At 72.6% G+C, this 22242-nt stretch carries 29 protein-coding genes and 1 pseudogene; 22 read left to right on the plus strand and 8 right to left on the minus strand.

Annotated features, from left to right (window positions below; all coding sequences use genetic code 11):
• The first annotated feature begins 279 nt into the window (after positions 1–279).
• Genes MFF40_RS05980 through MFF40_RS05990 form a run of 3 tightly spaced genes read left to right on the plus strand, consistent with a single transcriptional unit; the run spans position 280 to position 2715 of the window.
• A complete protein-coding gene (locus tag MFF40_RS05980; protein ID WP_147857524.1) occupies positions 280–753 on the plus strand; it encodes a chemotaxis protein CheW in 474 nt (157 codons plus the stop codon).
• A 22-nt stretch (positions 754–775) separates the two neighbouring features.
• Positions 776–1621 carry a CheR family methyltransferase gene (locus tag MFF40_RS05985; protein ID WP_147857523.1) on the plus strand — a complete coding sequence of 282 codons (846 nt, stop codon included), beginning with the start codon at positions 776–778 and terminating at the stop codon, positions 1619–1621.
• Positions 1618–2715 (plus strand): protein-glutamate methylesterase/protein-glutamine glutaminase, encoded by a 1098-nt coding sequence (locus MFF40_RS05990; RefSeq protein WP_147898986.1) that lies wholly within the window; start codon positions 1618–1620, stop codon positions 2713–2715. Before MFF40_RS05985 ends, MFF40_RS05990 begins: the two co-directional genes overlap by 4 nt.
• Before the next feature lie 15 nt (positions 2716–2730).
• Here the strand turns inward: MFF40_RS05990 and MFF40_RS05995 are convergent, their stop codons facing one another.
• Positions 2731–3075, minus strand: a complete 345-nt coding sequence (locus tag MFF40_RS05995) for a hypothetical protein (RefSeq protein ID WP_147898985.1) — start codon at positions 3073–3075, stop codon at positions 2731–2733.
• 133 nt (positions 3076–3208) lie between these two features.
• Positions 3209–3463 carry a hypothetical protein gene (locus MFF40_RS06000; protein WP_147898984.1) on the minus strand — a complete coding sequence of 85 codons (255 nt, stop codon included), beginning with the start codon at positions 3461–3463 and terminating at the stop codon, positions 3209–3211.
• An 866-nt stretch (positions 3464–4329) separates the two neighbouring features.
• On the opposite strand from MFF40_RS06000, the gene MFF40_RS06005 reads away from it, so the two are divergent.
• The 7 genes from MFF40_RS06005 (at position 4330) to MFF40_RS06035 (ending at position 10988) form a co-directional block, all read left to right on the plus strand.
• Positions 4330–4617, plus strand: a complete 288-nt coding sequence (locus MFF40_RS06005; RefSeq protein WP_147857426.1) for a DUF3761 domain-containing protein — start codon at positions 4330–4332, stop codon at positions 4615–4617.
• 114 nt (positions 4618–4731) lie between these two features.
• Complete coding sequence (locus MFF40_RS06010; protein WP_238259947.1) at positions 4732–5589, plus strand: hypothetical protein; 858 nt, start codon at positions 4732–4734, stop codon at positions 5587–5589.
• Positions 5520–6743 carry a DNA-packaging protein gene (locus tag MFF40_RS06015; RefSeq protein ID WP_498043398.1) on the plus strand — a complete coding sequence of 408 codons (1224 nt, stop codon included), beginning with the start codon at positions 5520–5522 and terminating at the stop codon, positions 6741–6743. Before MFF40_RS06010 ends, MFF40_RS06015 begins: the two co-directional genes overlap by 70 nt.
• A gap of 166 nt (positions 6744–6909) precedes the next feature.
• Entirely contained in the window at positions 6910–7101 is a 192-nt protein-coding gene (locus MFF40_RS06020) for a hypothetical protein (protein WP_147857707.1), read from the plus strand.
• Positions 7102–7636: 535 nt separating this feature from the next.
• Positions 7637–8827: a phage portal protein gene (locus MFF40_RS06025; protein ID WP_238260049.1), complete on the plus strand. Its 1191-nt coding sequence runs from the start codon at positions 7637–7639 to the stop codon at positions 8825–8827.
• 329 nt (positions 8828–9156) lie between these two features.
• The gene (locus MFF40_RS06030; protein ID WP_238259949.1) at positions 9157–9696 is read left to right on the plus strand and encodes an HK97 family phage prohead protease; all 540 of its coding nucleotides are present in this window, start codon (positions 9157–9159) and stop codon (positions 9694–9696) included.
• On the plus strand, positions 9693–10988 hold the full coding sequence (locus MFF40_RS06035) for a phage major capsid protein (RefSeq protein ID WP_147899631.1): 1296 nt from the start codon (positions 9693–9695) through the stop codon (positions 10986–10988). Before MFF40_RS06030 ends, MFF40_RS06035 begins: the two co-directional genes overlap by 4 nt.
• A gap of 244 nt (positions 10989–11232) precedes the next feature.
• Here MFF40_RS06035 and dps read toward each other — a convergent pair whose 3' ends face one another.
• The 3 genes from dps to MFF40_RS06050 all read right to left on the minus strand — a co-directional run bounded on the left by dps (position 11233) and on the right by MFF40_RS06050 (position 13927).
• Entirely contained in the window at positions 11233–11778 is a 546-nt protein-coding gene (gene dps, locus MFF40_RS06040; protein ID WP_147857305.1) for a DNA starvation/stationary phase protection protein Dps, read from the minus strand.
• 173 nt (positions 11779–11951) lie between these two features.
• Positions 11952–12848 (minus strand): S1 family peptidase, encoded by an 897-nt coding sequence (locus MFF40_RS06045; protein WP_147857306.1) that lies wholly within the window; start codon positions 12846–12848, stop codon positions 11952–11954.
• Positions 12849–13177: 329 nt separating this feature from the next.
• Positions 13178–13927 (minus strand): trypsin-like serine protease, encoded by a 750-nt coding sequence (locus tag MFF40_RS06050; RefSeq protein ID WP_147899074.1) that lies wholly within the window; start codon positions 13925–13927, stop codon positions 13178–13180.
• 28 nt (positions 13928–13955) lie between these two features.
• Between MFF40_RS06050 and MFF40_RS06055 the strand changes: the two genes are divergently transcribed.
• The 9 genes and pseudogenes from MFF40_RS06055 (at position 13956) to MFF40_RS06095 (ending at position 17933) form a co-directional block, all read left to right on the plus strand.
• On the plus strand, positions 13956–14516 hold the full coding sequence (locus tag MFF40_RS06055; protein WP_147899073.1) for a head-tail connector protein: 561 nt from the start codon (positions 13956–13958) through the stop codon (positions 14514–14516).
• A 41-nt stretch (positions 14517–14557) separates the two neighbouring features.
• Positions 14558–14911 carry a head-tail adaptor protein gene (locus MFF40_RS06060; protein ID WP_147899072.1) on the plus strand — a complete coding sequence of 118 codons (354 nt, stop codon included), beginning with the start codon at positions 14558–14560 and terminating at the stop codon, positions 14909–14911.
• Positions 14908–15324 carry a DUF3168 domain-containing protein gene (locus MFF40_RS06065; RefSeq protein ID WP_147899071.1) on the plus strand — a complete coding sequence of 139 codons (417 nt, stop codon included), beginning with the start codon at positions 14908–14910 and terminating at the stop codon, positions 15322–15324. The genes MFF40_RS06060 and MFF40_RS06065 overlap by 4 nt, the downstream gene beginning before the upstream one ends.
• Before the next feature lie 102 nt (positions 15325–15426).
• Positions 15427–15837: a phage major tail protein, TP901-1 family gene (locus MFF40_RS06070; protein WP_147857901.1), complete on the plus strand. Its 411-nt coding sequence runs from the start codon at positions 15427–15429 to the stop codon at positions 15835–15837.
• Between the two features lie 3 nt (positions 15838–15840).
• Positions 15841–16173: a gene transfer agent family protein gene (locus MFF40_RS06075; RefSeq protein ID WP_147899070.1), complete on the plus strand. Its 333-nt coding sequence runs from the start codon at positions 15841–15843 to the stop codon at positions 16171–16173.
• 59 nt (positions 16174–16232) lie between these two features.
• Positions 16233–16400 (plus strand): annotated as a pseudogene (locus MFF40_RS06080) (phage tail assembly chaperone); the annotation flags it as partial.
• A 103-nt stretch (positions 16401–16503) separates the two neighbouring features.
• Positions 16504–17082 (plus strand): phage tail tape measure protein, encoded by a 579-nt coding sequence (locus MFF40_RS06085; protein WP_147899069.1) that lies wholly within the window; start codon positions 16504–16506, stop codon positions 17080–17082.
• A gap of 109 nt (positions 17083–17191) precedes the next feature.
• On the plus strand, positions 17192–17389 hold the full coding sequence (locus MFF40_RS06090) for a hypothetical protein (protein ID WP_147899068.1): 198 nt from the start codon (positions 17192–17194) through the stop codon (positions 17387–17389).
• Positions 17361–17933, plus strand: a complete 573-nt coding sequence (locus tag MFF40_RS06095; protein ID WP_147899067.1) for a GNAT family N-acetyltransferase — start codon at positions 17361–17363, stop codon at positions 17931–17933. The genes MFF40_RS06090 and MFF40_RS06095 overlap by 29 nt, the downstream gene beginning before the upstream one ends.
• 81 nt (positions 17934–18014) lie before the next feature.
• On the opposite strand, the gene MFF40_RS06100 is transcribed toward MFF40_RS06095, so the two are convergent.
• Entirely contained in the window at positions 18015–18923 is a 909-nt protein-coding gene (locus MFF40_RS06100; protein ID WP_147857225.1) for a TauD/TfdA dioxygenase family protein, read from the minus strand.
• A gap of 240 nt (positions 18924–19163) precedes the next feature.
• On the opposite strand from MFF40_RS06100, the gene MFF40_RS06105 reads away from it, so the two are divergent.
• The 3 genes from MFF40_RS06105 (at position 19164) to MFF40_RS06115 (ending at position 21440) form a co-directional block, all read left to right on the plus strand.
• Complete coding sequence (locus MFF40_RS06105) at positions 19164–19805, plus strand: DUF2460 domain-containing protein (protein WP_238259950.1); 642 nt, start codon at positions 19164–19166, stop codon at positions 19803–19805.
• Positions 19806–20019: 214 nt separating this feature from the next.
• A complete protein-coding gene (locus MFF40_RS06110; protein ID WP_147899064.1) occupies positions 20020–20895 on the plus strand; it encodes a phage/gene transfer agent baseplate hub protein in 876 nt (291 codons plus the stop codon).
• Positions 20892–21440 (plus strand): NlpC/P60 family protein, encoded by a 549-nt coding sequence (locus MFF40_RS06115; protein ID WP_147857501.1) that lies wholly within the window; start codon positions 20892–20894, stop codon positions 21438–21440. Before MFF40_RS06110 ends, MFF40_RS06115 begins: the two co-directional genes overlap by 4 nt.
• 121 nt (positions 21441–21561) lie before the next feature.
• Here the strand turns inward: MFF40_RS06115 and MFF40_RS06120 are convergent, their stop codons facing one another.
• Positions 21562–21843 carry a helix-turn-helix domain-containing protein gene (locus MFF40_RS06120; protein WP_147857502.1) on the minus strand — a complete coding sequence of 94 codons (282 nt, stop codon included), beginning with the start codon at positions 21841–21843 and terminating at the stop codon, positions 21562–21564.
• Positions 21843–22181, minus strand: a complete 339-nt coding sequence (locus MFF40_RS06125; protein WP_147857503.1) for a type II toxin-antitoxin system RelE/ParE family toxin — start codon at positions 22179–22181, stop codon at positions 21843–21845. The genes MFF40_RS06120 and MFF40_RS06125 overlap by 1 nt, the downstream gene beginning before the upstream one ends.
• Between the last annotated feature and the right edge of the window lie 61 nt (positions 22182–22242).

Consider the following 22242-nt stretch of genomic DNA (forward strand, 5'->3'; position numbering starts at 1 on the left):
CTCAGAGCCATCGTCACTCAGACCGCCTGATCCCCTTCAAGCGATCGCCCTGCGGCCGGCCGACCCTGGCCCCGGGCGGGGGCTTCGCCCTGGACATGGGCGAGGGCGACGCCCGCGACGCCGACTTCGTCCGCGCCGCCTGAGCGGCCCCGGCACCGCGCGGGTCCCCCCGCGCGGCGCCTCCTTTCGAGACGCCCGATCATCATGCCGCCGCAGCGATGCCCCGTGTCCCCCGACCTGCGCGGGACCCGGCCGGCAGCGGCCCAGCCGGAGACCAGCATGTCCAGCGTGTGGCAATACCTGACCCTCGGCCTCGATCGCGAGATCTTCGGGATCGACATCGAATCCGTGCACGAGATCCTGGACTACCGCCCGCCGGCGGCCCTGCCGCAGGCGCCGCCGTTCCTGGTCGGCATGATCGACGTGCGCGGCCAGAGCTACCCGGTGGTGGACCTGCGGACCAAGCTCGGCCTGCCGGCGATCCCGGTGACCCCGGCGACCCGGATCATCCTGCTGAACATCCCCATGGGCGACCGGCCGATGCGGGTCGGCTTCGTGGCCGACCGGGTCATCGAGGTGACCGAGCTCGACAGCGCCGAGCTGGAGCCCGCCCCCGATGTCGGGGGGCGCTGGCGCTCGACCTACATCGCCGGCATCGGCCGCAAGGGCGACGCCTTCGTGGTGGTGTTCGACCTCCGGGCGCTGATGGCCGGGGAAGACCCGGCGCTCCTGTTGCCTTCGCTCGCGGCCTGATCGCCCCACCGGGAGCCACACCATGCCGCGCCTGAACGACCGCCATTTCGAGACCGTCGCGGAGATGATCCAGGACCGGGTCGGAATCCAGATCCCACCGGCCAAGCGCACCATGGTGGAGGGCCGGCTGCGCAAGCGCATGCGCGCGCTCGATATCGAGACCCTGACGGAATACGGGCGGCACGTCTTCGAGCAGGGTCACCTCGCCGAAGAGTTCGTGCACATCGTCGATTGCGTCACCACCAACAAGACCGACTTCTTCCGCGAGCCGGCGCATTTCGACCAGCTCCGGGACGAGCTGATCCCGATGCTGCGCCGGAACGGCATCACGCAGGCGCGGCTCAAGCTGTGGAGTGCGGCCGCCTCCACGGGGGCGGAGGCCTACACCCTCGCGATGGTGCTGCACGACATGGCGATGGCCGGGCACGCCCTCGACTACGCGATCCTCGGCACCGACGTCTCCACGGAGGTGCTGCGGGTGGCCGCCGACGGCATCTATCCGGACGACGTCCTGCAGGCGGTGCCGCCGCATTTCCGCAGGCGCTACGTGATGAACGCCCGCAACCCGTCCTGGAAGGTCGGGCGGATCGTGCCGGAGCTGCGCAGCCGGGTGCATTTCAAGCACCTCAACCTGATGAACGCCCAGTATCCGGTCGATCGCGACGTGGACATCATCTTCTGCCGCAACGTGCTGATCTACTTCGACAAGGACACCCAGCGGGCGGTGCTGTCCCGGCTCGCCACGCATCTGCGCCCCGGCGGCTTCCTGGTGGTGGGCCATTCGGAATCGATGGCCGGGGCCGGGGTGCCGGGCCTGACGCAGGTCTCCTCGACCATCTTCGGCCGGACCCCGGGCGCGGTCGCGTGAGGCGGGGCGCGCCGATCCGCGTCCTGATCGTGGACGATTCCGCCTCGGTCCGGCAGACCCTGGTGGGCATCCTGGAGGCGGCCCCCGACATCACCGTGCTGGGCACGGCGGCCGACCCGTTCATCGCGGCGCGGCGCATCCACGACGAGGTGCCGGACGTCATCATCCTCGACCTCGAGATGCCCCGGATGGACGGGCTGACCTTCCTGCGCAAGATCATGGCGCAGCGGCCGATCCCGGTGATCATCTGCTCGACGCTCACCGAGGACGGCTCGCGGACCCTGTTCGAGGTGCTGGAGGCGGGGGCGGTCGACGTCTTCCCGAAGCCCCGCATCGACACCCGTCAGTTCCTGATGGAATCCTCCGTGCGGGTCTGCGACGCCGTCCGGGCCGCCGCCCGGGCGAGGCTGCGCCCCGGCCGTCCGGCCCCCCGGCCGGTGGAGGCCAAGCTCACCGCCGACGCCGTGCTGCCGCTCAGCGCCCGCCCCCGGGCCCTGGCCGGGACCGAGCCGATCGTCTGCATCGGCGCGTCCACGGGCGGCACCGAATCCCTGCGCGACGTGCTGGAGGCGCTGCCGCCGGATTGCCCGGGGCTGATCATCGTCCAGCACATGCCCGAGCACTTCACGGCGGCCTTCGCCAGGCGTCTGGATGGGCTCTGCGCCATCGCGGTGAAGGAGGCGGAGGACGGCGACGCGGTAATCCCCGGGCGGGCCCTGATCGCCCCGGGCGGGCGGCACCTGCTGCTCCAACGCAGCGGCATCCGCTACACCGTGGCGGTGAAGGACGGCCCGCTGGTCTCGCGCCACCGCCCGTCGGTGGACGTGCTGTTCCGCGGGGCCGCGCAATGCGCCGGCGCCAACGCGCTCGGCATCCTCATGACCGGCATGGGCGACGACGGCGCCAACGGCCTCCTGGAGATGCGCCGGGCCGGCGCCCTCACGGTGGCGCAGGACGAGGAGAGCTGCGTGGTGTTCGGCATGCCCAAGGAGGCGATCGAGCGCGGCGCCGCCGCCAAGGTCCTGCCGCTGGAGCGGCTGTCCCACGAGATCATCCGCTTCGGCCACGCCCCCGCCCAGCGCCAGCCGGCGTGAGCCGGAGGGGCGGCCTCAGCCGCCGCGCAACAGGACGCCGAGCGCGTCCGTGAGACAATCGGCGACGCGGCGGATCCGGGCGTTGCCGCGCACCTCCTCGTGCAGGACCAGCCAGGCCGGCAGCGGTGCCAGGGCGAGGCCGATCTCCGCCCGCTCCAGCTCGGGGTGGCGCGCCGCCAGGACGACCTGGGCGAAGCCGAGGCCGGCCCCGGCCCGCATCAGGGTCCAGTAGGCCATCTGGTCGTCGCAGCGGATCGGGAAATCCGTGCGCGTCGCCCGGAGCCCGTGGGCGGCATAGGCCCGCAACAGGGCGTCGCTGCGGTCGAAGCCGAGGACGTCGTGCGCGTCGAGGTCCGCCACCGTGCGGGGCCGACCCCGGCGCTCGAAGAGCCGCGCGTGCCGAACAGGCCGAGCGGCGCCTCCCCGAGCCTGCGGGCGATCCGCGCAATCTGGGTCGGGTCGAACCTCCCGCGTCCGATGTCCAGGCCGCGGGTCAGGCCCGGCGGCGCTGGCCCGACAGCGTATCGTTGGCGACGGCGCGGGGCGCCTCGGACTGGATGTTCACCATCGGCTTGTGCGCGGCGGCGGGATGCCGGCTGCGCAGGGCGGCGAGGAGGAGGCCGGCGAAGACCGCAGCGCTTCCGGCGCCGAACGGACCCAGGAGGAGCGCGCCGAGGCCGAACCAAGGCCATGCGCCGACACAGGTCAGGATGCCACCCGCCAGGGTGGCCAGAACCAGAACGAACACTTCGCCCCCGTATTCATTTTCGAACGCGCCGCCGACGCGCCAGTCGCATAGATTACCGCCGCACAGGTCATCCCGGCAACCCCGGTATTTTTGCAGGACACGCGACGAAAACCGCTCGCTCCATGTCCAATACGCAGATCGGACGCGGGTGATTGCAGCGAAAGCACGGATCGACCAATAAAGTATCGCGCTCGATTTCGGGGTGCCTCAAGACTTTTGCTAGACCTGTGCTCGGTGTCCAATGGGCGCCGAGCCACCGCATACGCGAAGGTCTGTCTCGATCGCGTGCAGTCCCGGACCTGTCGCTCTGCTCTGGAGGCCTGCGCCGGCGCCATCGACAGCGCTGCCGCTCTCGGGCGCCGCGGGCATCGCCGGGACCCGAAAGAACCACCGTCGATGGCATCGAAGGGCCGTCGACGGTGGGGGATCTCGCTCAGCCGATGTGGCCGGATCCCTGCGCAACACCCGGTCCCGCAAGGGAATTTCGCCCTCGCGCGCCGTCGCGGTGCCGCGCGGGGCAGGCCGGGTCTCGCCTGGGACGCGGCGCGACCGTCGCGGCCTCGTCGCCCACGATGACAACGTGCGAAATATTTAAAGATCACCCGAGATCGTGCGTGACGTCCCGCATGGGTTGTGTCTGATGCCAATAGACACAACCCATAGGGTGCCCTGTGAGACCGAACCCGATCCGCCCCGGGGTTTTGCCGTCGGCCGACGCCGCGCCCGCCCGAGGATTCGGCGGCGGTCGCGGGCGGAGCGTCACCGGGTCGAACGGCACTGCGCGCGACGGTTCCGGGCCCCGGGGTAGCGGCACTCCGCATGCCGGCGCGATCGCCAGGCCCGGTCGCCCAACGCGATGCCGACCGGTGAGCCCGCATGCCTGCGCGCGGCTGGCGCTGGCCGGTGCCGTGCTTCTGGGACTCTCGGGCGCCGCCTGCGCCCGGGATGTCCGCGAGCCGGACGAATCGACCCTGGACCGGCACGGCCATTACCGCAGCCGCGACGGCTCCGAGGTGCATCGCCCGGCCAAGACCCGCGACGGCGGCAAGCCGGCCGGCGCCACGGCCAAGTGCCGCGACGACACCTGGAGCTTCAGCCACACACGGCGCGGCACCTGCTCCGGCCACGGCGGCGTGGCGCGGTGGGAGGGGTGAGGCCAGGGCGCCAAAAATCGGCCTAAAATCCGAACCTAGGATTTTATAGATTGACACCGTCGCGCTCCTCGGCTACGAGACGGGCACGGTCGAGAAGTGTGCGGAGCGGCGGCGATGCGGTCCTTCGATGCGCTTCCCGCGGAGCGGCGCGCCCTGGCCGAGCAGCTCCTGCGCGAGACCGCGTTGACGCTCGACGAGATCGGCGCCCGCACCGGCGTCAAGCCGGCCACGATCTCCACCTGGAACGCCCGGTCCGGCTGGCTGAGGCCGCGGCGCTGGCGGCAGGACCTGGTGACGCGCTGGCCGGAGTCGCGCCGGGCGGCGCTCACCCGCCTCATCGGCGCGGCGCAGAACGATCCCGGCGACGTCGCCGAGGCGGTCGGGATCGGGCGCGACGCCGCCGTCCGGCTGATGGCGGTCTGCGGCGTGGCCCGGCCCGAGCCGGCGGCCGGGCCCGAGTTCGAGCCCGAATTCGAGCCCGAATTCGAGCCTTCGGAGGCGCCGGCCGAGCTTGGGATCCTCGATCCGGATTCGGCGGCGGATCCGCCGATCCTGCGGGCGCATCTGCGCGCCCACATCGCCCGCCAGATCGCCGCCTTCGACGCCGCCTTGAACGGCCAGGGCGCGGCGGTGCTGGATTCCGCCCGGGTGCTGCGCGACCTCGGCGGCCTCAAGCGGCTGCTCGACGAGATCGCCCCGTGGCAGGCTGGCGGGCAGGCTGGCGGGCAGGCTGGCGGGCAGGCAGGGGGGGGAGGGGAGCGATGGCGGGACCGGACCCGACCTGCCTGCGCTCCGCACGGAGATCGCGCGCCGCTATGCTGGCTTTGTCCGCGACCGGAAGGCTGCCTGACTTCCTCGCGACCCTGCCGGCGCCGCTGGTCTGCGCCCTGGCCGACGACTGGCTGCATCAGGCCCGCCCCGACCAGCTGCCGCCGGCCGAGACCGCGACGCCCTGGACCACCTGGGCGGTGATCGGCGGCCGCGGCTGCGGCAAGACCCGCACCGGGGCCGAATGGGTCGACGCCCTGGCCCGGGGCGACCCGGCCTTCACGCCGGAGCCGGTCGGACGCATCGCGCTCGTGGGCGAGACCCATCTCGACGTGCGCGACGTGATGGTCGAGGGGCCGTCCGGCCTGCTCAACCTGCCGGCCCGGGGCCGGGCGCGCCCGCGCTGGTCGCCGAGCCTGCGCCGGCTCGCCTGGGACAACGGCGCGGTGGCGCAGGCCTTCTCGGCGGAGGAGCCCGACGCGCTGCGCGGCCCGCAATTCGGGGCCGCGTGGTGCGACGAGGCGGCCAAGTGGCGTCGGCCCGAGGCCGCGTTCGACATGCTGCAATTCGGGCTGCGGCTGGGCTCCCGCCCGCGCAACCTCGTCACCACCACGCCCCGGCCGGTGCCGCTGATCCGCCGCCTGCTCGCCGACCCGCGCACCGTGGTCAGCCGCGCCCGCACCCACGACAACGCCCGGCACCTCGCCCCGGATTTCCTGGAGCAGGTGGTCGGGCGCTATGCCGGCACCCGCCTCGGCCGCCAGGAGCTCGACGGCGAGCTGATCGCCGACCGGGACGATGCCCTGTGGGAGCGTGCCGCCCTGGAGGCCGGCCGGGTCGGCGCCGCGCCGGACCTCGCCCGGATCGTGGTGGCCGTGGATCCGCCCGCGACCTCGGGGACGCGCTCGGATGCCTGCGGGATCGTGGCCGCAGGCCGGGCCGGCGCCCAGGCCTACGTGCTGGCCGATGCGAGCCTCGCCCGGGCGAGCCCCCAGGCCTGGGCCGGGGCGGCGCTGGCGCTCTATCACCGGCTCGGGGCCGACGCCCTGGTGGTCGAGGTCAACCAGGGCGGCGAGATGGCCGCCGCGGTGCTGGCCCAGTGCGACCCGGCGGTGCCGGTCACGCCCGTCCGCGCGACGCGGGGCAAGTACCTGCGTGCCGAGCCGGTGTCGCTGCTCTACGCCCGCGGCCTCGTCCACCATGTCGGGGCCTTCCCGGCCCTGGAGGACGAGCTGTGCGATTTCGGTCCGGACGGCCTGTCGAGCGGTGGCTCGCCCGATCGCCTCGACGCCCTGGTCTGGGCGGTGACGCACCTGCTGCTCGACGCGCCCCGCGCGCCGCGGATCCGCGGCCTCTGAGGCCGCCTCGTGCGCTGTCACACGGGAACGTGACGCCAGACTTCATCCTTAAATTGCATACACTCGGAGCGACTGCTATAAACCCGTGTACATCGGAGGGTGGCCCGTGAGCTCGGATGTTAATCCTGAGAGCTGTCTACCCGACGGGGCCCAACGGCGCCTCCGGATGATCGCCGAGACCCTCGGCTGCCCGGTGGGCGATTTCTACGGTGCGGCGACGGTCCGCCCCGACCTGAGTGCGACGGTCGAGCTGCTGCGCCTGTGGAACGCGATCGCGAGCGAGACCGACCGGGCCGCGGTTCTCCGCTGCGCCCGGGAAGCCGCCAACGGCGTCGGCCGTGAAGTCGAGGCCGTCTGATCGGCGTCGATGCGTTCGGTTTTCGCCCCGCATCATCCGAAACGCGGCGGCCATCGTTCGGGACGACGCCTGAGCCCTGCATTCCTCGAATCGGAATACCCTGCAGCCTGAGGCGGTAAGTCTCTCGGTCGGCGGCGGCGCATGGCGCCCGTTCCGCATCGCCTGCGCGCGTCGGCTGCCGACCCGGCGCTTCGGGGTCCCGGAGCGCGGCTGGGATGGCCCGCGCGCGCAGGGCGCCGGATCGTAGCCGTGCCGTCGAGGCGGGCACAAAACAATACGGCGCGCCTCTGCGGGAAGCGCGCCGGGAGTCGGTTCGTGGTCTCTGGAACGAACTGCATCCTGAATACACGACTTCGCCCGTCCGGGCTGTAGCGCTGTCGCCACGGTGCCGGCTCGGGTGCGGTGTATTCGCCGCAGCCGCAATGGTGCCCGCGGGCGCAGGCCGAGAGAATCCCAAGCCTCCCGATCCCGTCCGGCCGTCCCGGGCCGTCGACGATCGGAGAGCGACATCATCATGGCGCAGGAGCGGACCGGCATGGCGACCTTCCTCGATCGGATGGCGCGGGTGGCGCGCCGCGCCGCCGGGGCTCCTCCGGAACCGGCCCTCGTCACCAAGGCCGCCCCGGCCTTCGCGCTCTATACCGACGGGCGGGCGAGTTGGACCGCCCGGGACCCGGCGGCTCTGGCGCGGGCCGGCTACCAGCGCAACCCGATCGTGCACCGGGCGGTCCGGCTGGTCGCCGAGGGGGCGGCCAGCCTGCCGCTCATGGCCACCGGACCGGGCGCCGGCCATGCGGCCGATCTCCTGGCGCTGCTCGCCCGGCCGAACCCGCGCGAGAGCGGCACGCGCCTGCTCGAGACCGTCTACGCGGACCTGACGCTCAGCGGCACCGCCTACCTGGAGGCGGTGAGCCTCGACGGGCGGATCGCGGCCCTGCAGAGTCTGCGGCCCGGCCGGATGCGGATGCTGCCGGGGCCGGACGGCTGGCCCGTCGCTTACGTCTACACGGTGGGCGGCAACAGCCGGCGGTTCGACCTGCCGGCTCCCGGCGCCCCCGAGGTGGCCCCGATCCTGGCGCTCAGCCTGTTCCACCCGGACGACGACTATGCCGGCCTCGCCCCGATCGAGGCCGCCGCCACCGCCCTCGACATCCACAACGCCGCGAGCGCCTGGAACAAGGGGCTGCTCGACAACGCGGCGCGGCCTTCGGGTGCGCTGGTCTTCGCCGGCGCGGCGCTCACCGAGCCGCAGTTCGACCGGCTGAAGGCCGAGCTGGAGGCGAATTACCAGGGGGCGGCCAATGCCGGCCGGCCGCTGCTCCTGGAGGGCGGCCTGGACTGGAAGCCCCTGGCGCTGTCGCCCCGGGACATGGACTTCGTCGAGGCCAAGAACGCCGCCGCCCGGGAGATCGCCCTGGCGTTCGGGGTGCCGCCCCTGCTGCTGGGGCTGCCCGGCGACAGCACCCACGCCAACTACGCCGAGGCGAACCGGGCGCTCTACCGCCAGACCCTGATCCCGCTCGCCGCCCGCACCGCCCAGGCGCTGGCCGGCTGGCTGGAGCCGGCCTTCGGGGCCCTGGACCTCGAACCCGACCTCGACCGGATCGAGGCCCTGTCGGGGGAGCGGGAATCCCTGTGGCGCCGGGTCGAGGCGGCCGGGTTCCTGTCGGCCTCCGAGAAGCGCGCCGCGGTGGGCTACCCGCCGGAGCCGGAGGCGGGCGGGTGAAGGGCGCGCGCCGCCTGCCCAGATCCGCGCGCTCTCCCTTCCCCCTCTGCGGGCTATCGGATTCACCCATCCCCGGATGTGGCGCGGTTCCCCTCTCCCGTGCGGGAGAGGGACAGGGTGAGGGATGCGCGCTTTCCGGAAAGACCTGTCCCCTCACCCCAACCCTCTCCCGCACGGGAGAGGGGGCGCGTGGCGGCTTTCGCAAGCCGAGGTGTGAACATCGTAGCCCGCAGAGGGGGGGGGGAGAGCGCCTGCCCTTCCTGGACTGGCTGTCCTTGAAGCCACGGCCTCTCAGCCCATCCCAAAAAAACCAACCGAGGACCCTGTCGATGGATGGCCATTTCTCCGGCTACGCCAGCGTGTTCGGCGTGCCCGATCTCGGCCGCGACGTGGTGGTGCCGGGCGCGTTCGCGGCCAGCCTGGCCCGGCGCGGGGCGGCGGGGGTGCGGCTGCTGTTCCAGCACGATCCGGCCGAGCCGATCGGGCGCTGGCTGTCGCTGCGCGAGGATGCCCGCGGCCTGTTCGCCGAGGGGCAGCTCAACCTCGCGGTGCAGCGCGCCCGGGAGATCGACGCGCTGATGCGCGGCGGCGGCCTCGACGGGCTGTCGATCGGCTTCCGCACCCTGCTGGCCCGCAAGGGCCCGGCCGGCGAGCGCCGGCTTCAGCGGGTCGACCTCTGGGAGATTTCCCTGGTGACCTTCCCGCTGCAGCCGCAGGCCCGGGCGAGCCCGGACCGCACGCCCTCGGCCGAGGAGATCCGCGGCCTCGCCCGGAGGATCGCCCCCGTTCCCGCCGCCCGCCGCGCCCCTTGCCCGAGCCCGGCGGCCCGGTCCCGCTTCACCCACCCCAGCCACGAGGTCGTCCGATGATGTCCCACACCGCCGCGCCGTCGAGCCCCGCCCCGGAGACCAAGGCCGCGCTGCCCGGCCTGGAGAACAAGGCCGGCCGCCCCGGGGCCGAACCGGTCCAGCCGGCGCTCGACGAACTCGCCACCGCCTTCGAGGCGTTCAAGGAGACCAACGAGATCCGCATCGCCCAGATCGAGGGCCGGCTCGGCACCGACGTGCTCACCGAGGAGAAGCTCGCCCGGATCGACGCGGCGCTGGACGCCGCCAAGACCCGGCTCGAGCGGGTCGGCCTCGACCGCGCCCGGCCGGCGCTCGGCCAGCCGGGACCCCGGGAGGACGGGGCCGCGCAGGAGCACAAGGCGGCCTTCGACCTCTACGTCCGGGCCGGCGAGAGCGCGGGGCTGAAGCGTCTGGAGGCCAAGGCCCTGTCGGCCGGATCGGGGCCGGACGGCGGCTATCTCGTGCCCCAGACCATCGAGCGGACCGTGCTGGCCCGCCTCGCCCAGGTCTCGCCGATCCGGTCCATCGCCAGCGTGCAGCAGATCTCCGGCGCCCAGTACAAGCGCGCCGCCGCGGTCGGCGCCCCGGTGACCGGCTGGGTCGCCGAGACCGCGCCGCGCCCCGGCACCGACGGGCCGGTCCTGTCCGAGATCGCGTTCCCGGCCATGGAACTCTACGCCATGCCGGCCGCGACCCAGACGCTGCTGGACGATGCCGTGGTCGACCTCGACGCCTGGCTCTCGGCCGAGGTCGAGATGGCCTTCGCCGAGCAGGAGGGGGTGGCCTTCGTCACCGGCAACGGCGCCAGCCGACCGCGCGGCTTCTTGAGCTACGACACCGTGGCCAACACCGCCTGGGTGCCGGGCAAGCTCGGCTTCGTCGCCACGGGAGCGGCCGGGGCGTTCCCATCGACCAACCCGTCCGACGTGCTGTTCGACCTGGTCTACGCCCTGCGTGCGGGCTACCGCCAGAATGCCGGCTTCGTGATGAACCGGCGCACCCAGAGCGCGATCCGCAAGTTCAAGGACGCGCAGGGCAACTACCTCTGGCACCCGCCGCTCACGGCCGCCCAATCCGCGACGCTGATCGGGTTCCCCGTGACGGAGGCGGAGGCGATGCCGGAGATCGCGGCGGGCAGCCTGTCGGTGGCGTTCGGCGACTTCCGCCGGGGTTACCTGGTGGTGGACCGCACAGGCCTGCGGGTGCTGCGCGACCCGTACTCGGCCAAGCCCTACGTGCTGTTCTACACCACCAAGCGCGTCGGCGGCGGGGTGCAGGACTTCGATGCGATCAAGGTTTTGAAGTTTGGGTAAGCCTTGGCGTGGCTGACACGCGCGTCGGACCCTTCCCCCTTTGCGGGGGAGGGTGGCGCCTGCGTCAGCAGGGGTCGGGAGAGGGGAGCGACGCCTCCGCAAAGGACGCGACGGGCGCGAACTCCTGCACCGTCACGCCGCCCCTCTCCCGACCCGGCCTAACGGCCGGCCCACCCTCCCCCGCAGAGGGGGGGAGGGAAGGAGCGTGCACTTACCGAATCCGCTTGGCTCTCGACCGAAGCGCTTACCGACCCGGGTTGCCGTCGCGCAGGGTGCCAGTCGGCTCCTGGACGTGAGCCTCGAGGAACCAGAGGTGCTTGTCGACCGCCCGCGAGATCTCGGTGAACAGGTCGGACGTGCCGTCGTCGCCGGCCTCGTCGGTCTCGTCGATGTTCTCGCGCACCGCGTTGGCGTAGGCGGCGTAGCTGTCGATCAGCGCGGCGACGTGGTCGGCGATGGCGTAGATGCCGGTCGGGTAGGCCGGCAGCTTGGTCTTCTCGGCGACCGCCTGGGTCGAGCCGAAGGCCGTGGCGCCGAGCTGCACCGCGCGCTCCGCGACCTTGTCGTTGAAGTCGTCGAGTTCGGTGCGGAAGCCGTCCAGCATCTCGTGGATGCCGATGAACTGCGGGCCCTTGAGGTTCCAGTGCGCCTGCTTGATCGCCAGGGCGAGGTCGATGCCGTCCGCCAGCCGGGCGTTGAGCGCTTCGACCGAGACCTGCTTGGCGTTCGAATCGGTGTTGTTACGGGTCTTGTGCGAGCGAACGGTGTCGCCTTTGCCGGTCTCAGCCATGAAATCTACTCCGTGAACATGCGTGCGGACGGTCGCGAATATGCCGGTACGGCCGCGGGTCCTCATCTAACGCGATTGCGTTGCACAAACGCGACGGCGCGCCCGGTGTTCCGAGCATCCGCACGTCCGGGCGCCGCGTTTCGTCCCGGAATCCGGCGCAGCCCCCTCGGCGCTCAGCGGTGCCGGCCGGGTTTGGCCATCCAGTCGGAGCGGTTGCCCCGGGGCAGGGCCTCGCCGACCGGGATCCGCGACAGTTCGGCCGACCGGGTGGCGATCCAGCCGGTATGCTCCGCCACCGGGGTCACCGCGGTGAAGCCGCCGCAGGCGGTCCGGCGCGCACCCTGCTGCAGGGCGCCGCTCGACCAGCTGACCACGCCGACGATCCGGTAGCCGCCGGGGCCGCCGACCAGGATCGGGCCGCCGGAATCGCCCAGGCACGCGCCGGCGCCCGAAGTCTCGGCCATCCGCCGCCGGTCGGTCACCACGGTCACCCTGTTGGCGACCTGCAGCGAGCCGATGGACACGAGGTGCGCCAGCCGCAGGATCCGCGCGGAGTCGCGCCGGTTCTCGGCCACGACGCCGAAGCCCGCGATGTCCACCGGCGCGCCGGTGTCGATCGAGGCGGCCCCGCGCGGATCGAGGGGCACGTAGTCGGCGCCGAGCGGCGCTTCCAGCTTGAGCAGGGCGAGATCGACGCCCGGCTGGTCCTCCGGGGTCGTGCCGGGCACGAAGTCCGGATGCATGGTCGCGGCGATGACCTGGGTGCGGTGCTGGCGGAAGCCGCGGTCCACGCTGATGACGGTGTAGCCGGCCGGGCGCATCACGCAGTGGGCGGCGGTGAGCACGAGGTCCTGGGCGATCAGCGTGCCCGAGCAGATCTCGCCCTCGGTGCTCTCGATCCGCACCGCGAAGGTCCGGGCGCCGTTGGGGTCGCGGGTGGTGGTGCCGTTGATCACCGCGGACGCGGGCGCCGGCATCAGTCCGGCCACGGCGCCCAGCAGGGCGCTGCCGAGCCCCAGGCCGAACAGACGCTCACGGGGGCCGGCCTTGCGCATCGGGCGACGGAACATCGGGCACTCCGGGGGCGCTCGCGGCGCAAGGTGGGACGCCGCGGCCAGGGGCGCGGCGCCGAGGGAGCCTAGAGCAAGGCAATGAACCGGCCAAGCTGCGGTTCCGGATGGGCAGGTGATGCGAGTTGGAAGAAGACTTTGATCGGCAGCGGTGGAGCTTCGATCGCGTGGCCGAGCAACGGTGGATCTGTCGGCTCACACCCCGACCCCGTCATTCCGGGCTCGCCTGCGGCGCCCCGGAATGACGATTTGAGTTCTCGGCCGTCGTCTCGACTCACGAGAGCGCGAACCGCGGCCTTGCCTCGCGATTGCACGCCACGGGCGGCCCGTCAGCCGCCCCACCGCGCATCCCGGCCCCATCCCACCAACACCCGGTCGATCCAGCCGCGCTGCGGTCCCACCAGGACACCCTGGGTGAGGCCGCCGCAGGTCCCGCCGATCCAGGCGGCCAGCGCCAGGACGGCGCCGTCCGGACCGGTGATCGGGCCGCCGGAATCGCCCTGGCAGCCCCCACCGGCCGCACCCTTCAGCCAGACCAGGATGCGGCTCGGCCCGTGCGGCTCGATCACCGGCAAGCCGACGCTGCGGTAGGTTCCGGTCGAGCGCGGGTCGCCGGACTTGGCGGCGCCGTAGCCCGACAGGGTCAGGCGTTCGCCGGCCCGGGGTAGCGCGGCGCTCAAGGTCACCGGGGCGAAGCGCGCCGGCAGCGGCGTCGCGGTGCGCAGGAGCGCGAGGTCGATGGACCGCCGGCGGCCCGAGGCGCCGCCGGCATCGTAGCCCGGATGGATCGCCCGGGCCGCCACCTCGACCAGGACCGGCGCCCCGGCCTCGTCGCGAAAATGGATCCGGTGCTCCTGCCCGGCGGCGGCGCAATGGGCGGCGGTCAGCACCGTGTCGGGGGCGAGCACCACGCCGGTGCAGACGCCGCCCTTCGACGACAGGACCATCACGGCTCCGCCGGCCTGCGCCTCGGCGCCGCCGACGATCGCGCGCGCCGGGCCGGCCGCCAGCGACAGGGCCGCAGCCAGGACGGTGGCCGGGACGGTGAGGGCCGCCCGGCGGCGCTTCGGGACCGGCATTCGAGACATCCAGCGAGGGGGCAACGCGATGATCCCGATACGCGCCGACGGGGCCGTGGTCGAGCCGGTGAGCGTGGCCGAGCTGCGGGCCTACCTGCGCCTCGACGCCGACGACGGCGGCACCGAGGATGGGCTGCTCCAGGCCCTGATCACCGCGGTCCGGGCCAGCCTGGAGATCGAGGCCCGCCGCATCCTGGTCCCGGGCCGCTACCGGATCGCCCTCGATGCCTGGCCCGCCAACGGCCGGCTGGCCGTGCCGCTGAGCCCGCTCGTGGCGCTCGTCCGCGCCGGCTTCGCGGACGCCAAGGGCGTCACCGAACTCGCCGCCGGCCTGGTCCGCCTCGGGCCGGAGCCGGTGGAGGCGCCGGGCCTGCTGATCGATGCAGGCGTGCCGGACCCGGCCGGCCGGACGATCCTGATCGAGGTCGCGGCCGGGTTCGGGGGCGACGGCCCGCCGCTGCCGGCGCCGCTCCGGCTCGCGATCCTGCGGCTCGCCGCCGCCCGCTACGAGCATCGCGGCGACGAGGCGGATGCCGCCCGCACCGATGCCGCCGACCTCGCCGCACCGTTCCGACGGATGCGCCTGTGATCCGCCGCCCCGCCCGCATGCGACCGACCGGAGCAGCCCCGATGGCGCCCAATCCGCACCACCCTACGCTCGGCGCCCGGCGCCGCCGCTTCGTGCTCGAACGGCCCCTGGAGCAGCCCGACGGGTTCGGGGGCGTGCTGCGCCGCTTCGTGGCCGGCCCGGTCCTGTGGGGCGCGATCACCCCGGCGGGCCTCGCCGACCGCCCGGCGGGGGGCCGGACCGACACGCTGCCCGCCTACCGAGTCACCCTGCGCGCCGGGGTCGCCCTCGACCCGACCATGCGGCTGGCCGCCGGCCCGCGCCGCTTCGCGATCCGCGCGGTCAGCGAGCCGGACGCGAGGGGCCGCGACCGCGTCTGCCACGTCGAGGAGCTGGCCCGGGAGAGCGCGTCGTGAGCGACCCCAGCCCGCTCCTGGCCCTGCGCGCCGGCCTGATCGCCCGCTTCTCCGGCGACGCCGCGCTGGCCGCCCTGCTCGGCGGAAAAGTCCGGCTCCACGACGAGCCGCCCCGGGGTTCGGTGCCGGTCTACGCCCTGTTCGGCGACACCGAGAGCGTGGACGATTCCGTCGACGGCGCCGAGCGCCATCGCCACAGCCACGCCATCGCGGTGATCGCCAAGCCCGGCTCGGTCCGCACCGCGCTGGACGCGGCCGCGCGCATGGCCGCGCTCCTCACCGACGCCGCCCCGCCGCTCCAGGGCTGCCGCCTCGTCACCCTGCGGGTGCGGGCGATCACGGCGAGCCGCGACGCCCGCACCGGCGAGGCCCGCGCCACCCTGACGATCGAGGCCGTCACCGAGGTTCTTTGAGGTGGGCGCGGTGCCTGCCCCCCACGCCTCGTTCCCGGACGCCTGGAACGCCAGTGGAAGGCGATGCGACGACGTTCGATTCCAAAGCATGGGGAGGGCCCGATGGGCGCACAGAAGGGCAAGGACCTGCTGCTCCGGGCCGGCGACGGCGCGGGCGGTTTTGTGGCGGTGGCGGGCCTGCGCACCCGGCAGATCACCCTCAACGCCGAGACCGTGGATGTCACCAACGCGGACTCCACCGGCCGCTGGCGCGAGCTGCTGGCGGGCGCCGGCGTGCGCCGGGCCGCGATCGCCGGATCCGGGGTTTTTCGCGATCAGGCCTCGGACATTCGGTTGCGGCTGATCTTCTTCGAGGGCGCGATCGAGACCTTCCAGGTGGTCGTGCCGGCCTTCGGAACCCTGGAGGGCCCGTTCCAGATCGCGAGCCTCGAATACCGGGGCGACCATGCCGGCGAGGTCACCTTCGACATCAGCCTCGACTCGGCGGGCGTGCTCGCCTTCACGGCGGCCTGAGCCATGGCCAACCGGATTCGCGGCGAGGTGCCGCTTCAGCTCGCCGGCCAGCGCTACACCCTGTGCCTGACCCTCGGCGCGCTGGCCGAGCTGGAGGGCGCGCTCAAGGCCGGCGACCTCGTCGGCCTGGCCGAGCGCTTCGACGGCGGCCGGGTCTCGGCCCGGGACCTGATCGCCCTGCTGGGCGCGGCCCTGCGCGGCGGCGGCCACGCCCTCGACGACGACGCGGTGGCGCGCCTGCCCCTCGCCGGTGGGCTGGACGCGGTCTCGACCGCCCTGGCCGAAGTCCTCGCCGCCGCCTTCGGGGAGGCGCCGGGCCTCGCAAACCCTCGGTAGGGCCGGCGCCAGACGGTTTTGCGTCGGCGCCGGCTCGAACCTCGGCCTTCCCGTGGGACGACGCCCTGACTCTCGGCCTCGGCGCGCTCGGCTGGAGCCCGGCCGCCTTCTGGGCGGCGACGCCCCGGGAGTTCGCCGCCGCGCTCGGCCGCCGGCGCGGCCCGGAGCCCCTGAGCCGCGCCGCGTTCGAGCGCCTGCTCGCCGCCTATCCGGATCCGGGCCCGTGAACGGAGCCGGGGCTCTGCCCCGGCACCCCGCCAAAGGGCCGAGCCCTTTGGGATCCCGGGTTTCGGCGCCACGCTAACCCCGACCAACCAGGAGGGCCGCCCGATGAGCGACGCCGACCCCGATCCGCAGGATGCCGCCCGGATCAAGCAGCTCGCGACCTTGGACCAGCTCGCCAAGAATTTCGGACGCAGCCTGGATTCGGCGCTCACCCGCGGGGCCGCCTCGGGACGCAGCCTCGACGGCGTGCTCGGCACGATCGGCAGCAAGCTCGCCGGCGCGGCGGCCCGGGCGGCCTCCGGCCCGATCCGCTCCGGCATCACCGGCCTGGTCAACGCCGTGCTCGGGGCGGGCGCCGGCAGCGAGACCGGCTTCGCCCGGGGCGGCGTGCTCCGGGGCGGGCAGGTCCAGCCCTTCGCGGCCGGCGGGGTCGTGGCCGCGCCGACCTACTTCCCGATGGCGAACGGGGCCGGCCTGATGGGCGAGGCCGGCCCCGAGGCGATCCTGCCGCTCAACCGCGGCCCGGACGGCCGCCTCGGCGTCGCTGCCGGCGCCCCCGCTTCCCGGCCGGTCTCGGTGACGGTCAACATCGCCACCCCCGACCCCGGCGCCTTCCGCCGTTCGGAGGCGCAGGTGACGGCGAGCCTCGCCCGCGCCGTGGCGCGAGGGCAGCGGGCGACGTAAGGGCATACCTGTTGGACAAGCCTGGAATTGGTCCTGTGCCGGGTCCGCGCATTGTCGAGACGCGGAGGCCCTGCTACGTCGTTCTCAGTGCAGTCGAGAGGAGGAGCCGATGGCTATCCTGTCCCGAGATTTCGGCGGGGTGAAGCTGTCCGGCCGCGATGCGGAGACGTTCCTGCGCCAAGTGGCCTCGAGCGAGAAGCAACAGGTTGTGCTGGCCTCGCTCGAGAGAGGGCGTAAACTGCAGCGATCGATGACCGAAACGGGCAAGGTCGCTGTCGATGCAGGAAACGACGCCGGCGGTAAGTAATCATTCGCCCTATATTATTCGTCCTATGCGACAGGGCGACTGCAAAGTGGCATTTGCCCTTGCGGACGAGCGGCACAAGCCGTTGAAGATATTCTTTCGCAGAGATTCGGAGCGTGCCAGCGCTCAGCTGATCACGCAGACCTACGTCGCAGTCCCGGAGGATCCCGCGGATAGGCGCATCCTCGGCTTCATCAGCCTGATGAGCGCGGAGATCGCCTTGGGCGGGACCTACTCCGTCAAAGGAAAGCCGAGGGCTGACCGCTATCCCAGCCAGCCCGCCATTCGGATTGCCCGTTTGGCGGTTGCGGACGGTACGCGCGGAAGTGGAATCGGCCGAGATCTCCTGTCTTTGTCACTCAGCATCGCCGTCGATCGAGTTTGCACCAGCGTCGGCTGCCGCTTCCTGATCACGAACGCCAAGCAGGAATCCGTGGGCTTCTACGACAAGCAGGGCTTCACGATGCTGGATACCGACAGCAACCGTGCCTCGCCCGCGCCAGTCATGTGGCTGGACCTTCAGCCCTACGTATCAAGCTCGGGTTGAGTCGTCTGCTCACGACGGCGCGCGAGCGAGCGCCTGCACGTCGCCCCGCCTGTCACGACCGGGCGACGTGATCGCCCCTTCTCACGCCGCCTTGCTGGCCGCCGCCTCGCGGGCGCGGCTGCGGCGTCCGTCGACGCTGACCGGGGGGACGCCTTCGATGGTGACCCGGCGCACCACCCGGGGCTGGTCGCCATAATCGTCCACCGCGCGGTGCACCGTCGCCCGGTTGTCCCAGATCGCCACGTCGCCCAGCCGCCAGGACCAGCGCACCGTGTTCTCGGGCCGGGTCGCGTGGTCGGTGAAGATCGCGAGCAGGTGCTGCGAATCCGAGGTCGTGAGCCCGAGGATGCGCTGGATGAAGTGCCCGACGATCAGCGAGCGCTCGCCGGTCTCCGGATGGACGTGCACCAGCGGGTGCTCGGTCTCGTAGACGGTCCGGGTGAAGACCTCGTTGTAGCGCTGGCGGCCGGCCTCCGGGGCGTTCACGCGCCCGCCGACGTAATCGTAGACATTGGAATGCAGCGCCCAGAGCCGGTCGGCGAGGTCGCGCAATGTCTCGGGCAGCTCCGCGTAGGCCGCCGCCGTGTTGGCCCAGAGGGTGTCGCCGCCATAGGCCGGCAGGGTCACGGCCCGCAGGATCGAGATCGCCGGATAGGCCGGCACGAAGGTCACGTCGGTGTGCCAGGAACTCGCCCGCTCGCCCCGGCTGCCGTCGAGGTCGAGGACGCCGGACGTGCCGGCGAGCGACGGCACGGTCGGGTGTGGGACGAGGTCGCCGAGCCGCCGGCCGAACGCCTCCTGGCCGGCCTCGTCGAGGCTCTGGTCGCGGAAGAACACCACCTTGTGGGTGACCAGCGCCTGGCGGATCGCCGCCACCGTCCCGGCGTCGAGGTCGCCCGAGAGCGCGACGCCGCGGATCTCCGCGCCGATGCGGCCGGCGACCCGGCGGATGTCGAGGTTGGGGTGCAGCGGCTGCGGGACGGCGCTCATCGTAAGGCTCCTCGGTGGATCGGGGACGACGTACGCCTGCCGGGAAAGATCTTGCGAGATCTGCCGGAGATCAAGGTCTTCGAAGAAGCGTCCGTCGTCTTCGATGATCTTCGCCCTGGCGCGGTCGGTTGTCGATGAACGGCGTTTCCGAAGTTTCGCCCGTTTCCAAAAGACTCTTCCCGGCCGGCGGTGGCCGGCAGGACGTGCCTTCTCCGACCCCATCTCCGGGATCATCGCGCCATGGCCGAAGCCTTCCACGAGGTGCTGTTTCCCCTCGACGTGTCGCTGCGCGGCAGCGGCGGGCCGCAGCGGCTCACCGAGATCGTCACGCTGGCCTCGGGGCGGGAGCACCGCAACGGCCGCTGGGCCGATTCCCGCCGCCGCTACGATGCCGGGTTCGGGGTGCGCGGGCTCGATGCGCTCCACGCCGTGCTGGCCTTCTTCGAGGAGCGCCGCGGGAGGCTCTACGGCTTCCGCTACCGCGACCGCGTCGATTTCCGCTCCGGGCCGCCCGGGCGGGCGATCGGCCCCCTGGACCAGCCGCTCGGCACCGGCGACGGCGCCACGGCGGCGTTCGCGCTGACCAAGTCCTACGGGTCCGGCTTCGCGCCCTATCGCCGGCGCATCGCCAAGCCGGTGTCCGGCAGCGTCCGGGTGGCGGTGGCCGGCCGGGAGGTCGGCGCCGACGCCTTCGCGTGCGACCCGGCCACCGGGCTCGTGACCTTCGCGGGCGGGCACGTCCCCGCCAAGGGCGCCGCCGTCACGGCGGGCTTCGCCTTCGACGTGCCGGTCCGGTTCGACACCGACGACCTCACCATCGACCTCGCAGCCTTCACGGCCGGCGAGATCCCCAAGGTGCCGCTGGTCGAGATCGTGCCGTGAGGGACGCAGATTTCGGATCGTCCGATCGGCCGCGAAAAGGCGCGGGTCCCCTCTCCCGTGCGGGAGAGGGACAGGGTGAGGGGTGCGACCTCTCCGGACAGACCTGACCCCTCACCCCAGCCCTCTCCCGCACGGGAGAGGGCGCGCGTCGAGCTCTGCAAAAGCTGTCGCGCCTCAAACTGGAGTCGCCCGTAGGTGCCTTAAGGGGAAAAAGATGCGCGATATTCCAAGTGCCTTTGCGGCCCATCTCGCGGGCGGCGTCACCACCCTGTGCCGGTGCTGGACCCTGCACCGGCGGGACGGCGTCGCGCTGGGCTTCACCGACCATGACCGCGACCTGACCCTCGCGGGCCTGGTCCACGCCGCCCGCACCGGGCTGGAGGCCGCCGAGGCCAGCGCCGAATCCGGCTTCGCGGTCTCCGGCGGCGATGTGGCCGGGGCGCTGAGTTCCCTGGGGCTGACCGAGGCCGACATCGCCGGCGGCCTCTACGACGGCGCCACGGTGGAGACCTGGCTGGTCGACTGGACCAATCCCGGGACGCGCCTGCTGCTCGATGTCGGCACGATCGGCGAGGTGCGCCGGGAGGGCGACGCCTTCGTGGCGGAGCTGCGCGGCCTCGCCCACCGGCTCGGGGCCGAGCGCGGCCGGACCTTCCGGGCGACCTGCGGCGCCGATCTCGGCGATGGCCGCTGCCGGGTCGATCTCGCGGCCTGGCGCACAACCGGACGGGTCACCGGCCTGCCCGAACCCGCGACCCTCGCGGTGGCCCTGGCCGGCAGCTTCGCGGACGGGCTGTTCACCGGCGGAACGCTCACCTGGACGGCCGGCGCCAATGCCGGCCTCAAGGCCGATGTGCGGCTCCAGCTCGACGCGCTCCTCGAATTGTGGACCGCGCCGCCCCGGCCGGTGGCGGCGGGCGATGCGTTCAGCCTCACCGCCGGCTGCGACAAGCGGCTGGCGACCTGCCGGGACCGCTTCGCCAACGCGGTCAACTTCCAGGGCTTCCCGCACATGCCCGGCAACGACGCGGTGATGCGGGCGGTGCCGGGCTCGGAGCCCGTCCTCGACGGCGGGAGCCTGTTCCGATGAGCGCGATGCCAAGGGATATCGGCCCGGACATGGGCGCGGCCGCCCTCGGCGAGGCGCGGCTGTGGCTCGGCACGCCCTACCGGCACCAGGCCTCCCTGCGCGGGGTCGGCTGCGACTGCCTGGGCCTGCTGCGCGGGGTCTGGCGCGGGCTCTACGGCGCCGAGCCGGAACCGGTGCCGCCCTATGCCGCCACCTGGGCCGAATCCGCCGCCGCGGGGACCGATCCCCTCACCGAGGCGGCGGCGCGCCACCTCGTGCCGGTGCCCTCCGTCGGCGATCCACCTCGGCCGGGCGACGTGCTGCTCTTCGCCTTCCGCCGCCACCTCCCGGCCCGCCACTGCGCCATCGCCACCGGCGACGACGCCATGATCCACGCCCACGACCACGCCACGGTCGCCGAGGTCGCGCTCACGGCGTGGTGGCGCCGGCACCTGACCGGGGTGTTCCGGTTTCCGCAGGCCCCTTACGAGGTGCCGGTCGCCACGGTCAGCTTGACGCCGAGCGCGTCCATGTCGAGGCTTCCCGCGCCGTCATCGCGAGCGTAGCGAAGCGACCCAGGGACACGCCACCCTTCGAGATCGCGCGCGGCACTGAGTTGCTCCGCTACGCTCGCAATGACGGTTGAGGCGGTGGCGATCACTGCGAACGCACACCGCATCAGGCAAGTCAGGCCGCCGTGGCGACGCGCAGCTCGACGTGCAGCCCGGCCGCATCGAGCATCGCGACCAGCGTGTCGATCGCGAACAGGTCGATCTTGCCACGCATCAAATCCGAGACGCGCGGCTGGGTGACACCCAGGATCTTCGCAGCCTGCGACTGGTTCAGGCCGGATTGTTCGATGTGATTGCGCAGAGCCATCATCAACTGCGAGCGGAGGCGCATATGCGCGGCCTCCGCCGGCGTATCCTCGATCGCGTCCCAGACGCTGTCGAAGCGTGTCTCCGTCATCACAGTAACTCCTGGACGTACTCGGCGTAGCGGCGTTTGGCCGTGGCGATGTCGGCAAGTGTCGTTTTCCGGGTCGTCTTGCGGAAGCAATGCAGGACGACCACGGTGCCGGAAAACTTGGCCACGTAGATCACCCGGAAGGCGCCATCCGGCTCCCGGATGCGGATCTCGCGGACGCCCGAACCGATCGTCGACATCGGTTTCCAGTCGTCCGGATCAAGGCCGGACTGAACGCGATCGATCTGATGTCCGGCGGCGCGGCGCGCATCCCTGGGAAAGGCGCGCAGGTCGTCGAGCGCACCCCCGCGAAACACCACGCCTTTGGGCCGCTCGACCACGACGCCATCCAGCTCATCGACGCCTCAGACCACGATTTATACAAGAACTTGTATATTTCCG

It is taken from the genome of Methylobacterium mesophilicum, from assembly GCF_022179445.1.
Lineage (GTDB): Bacteria > Pseudomonadota > Alphaproteobacteria > Rhizobiales > Beijerinckiaceae > Methylobacterium > Methylobacterium mesophilicum.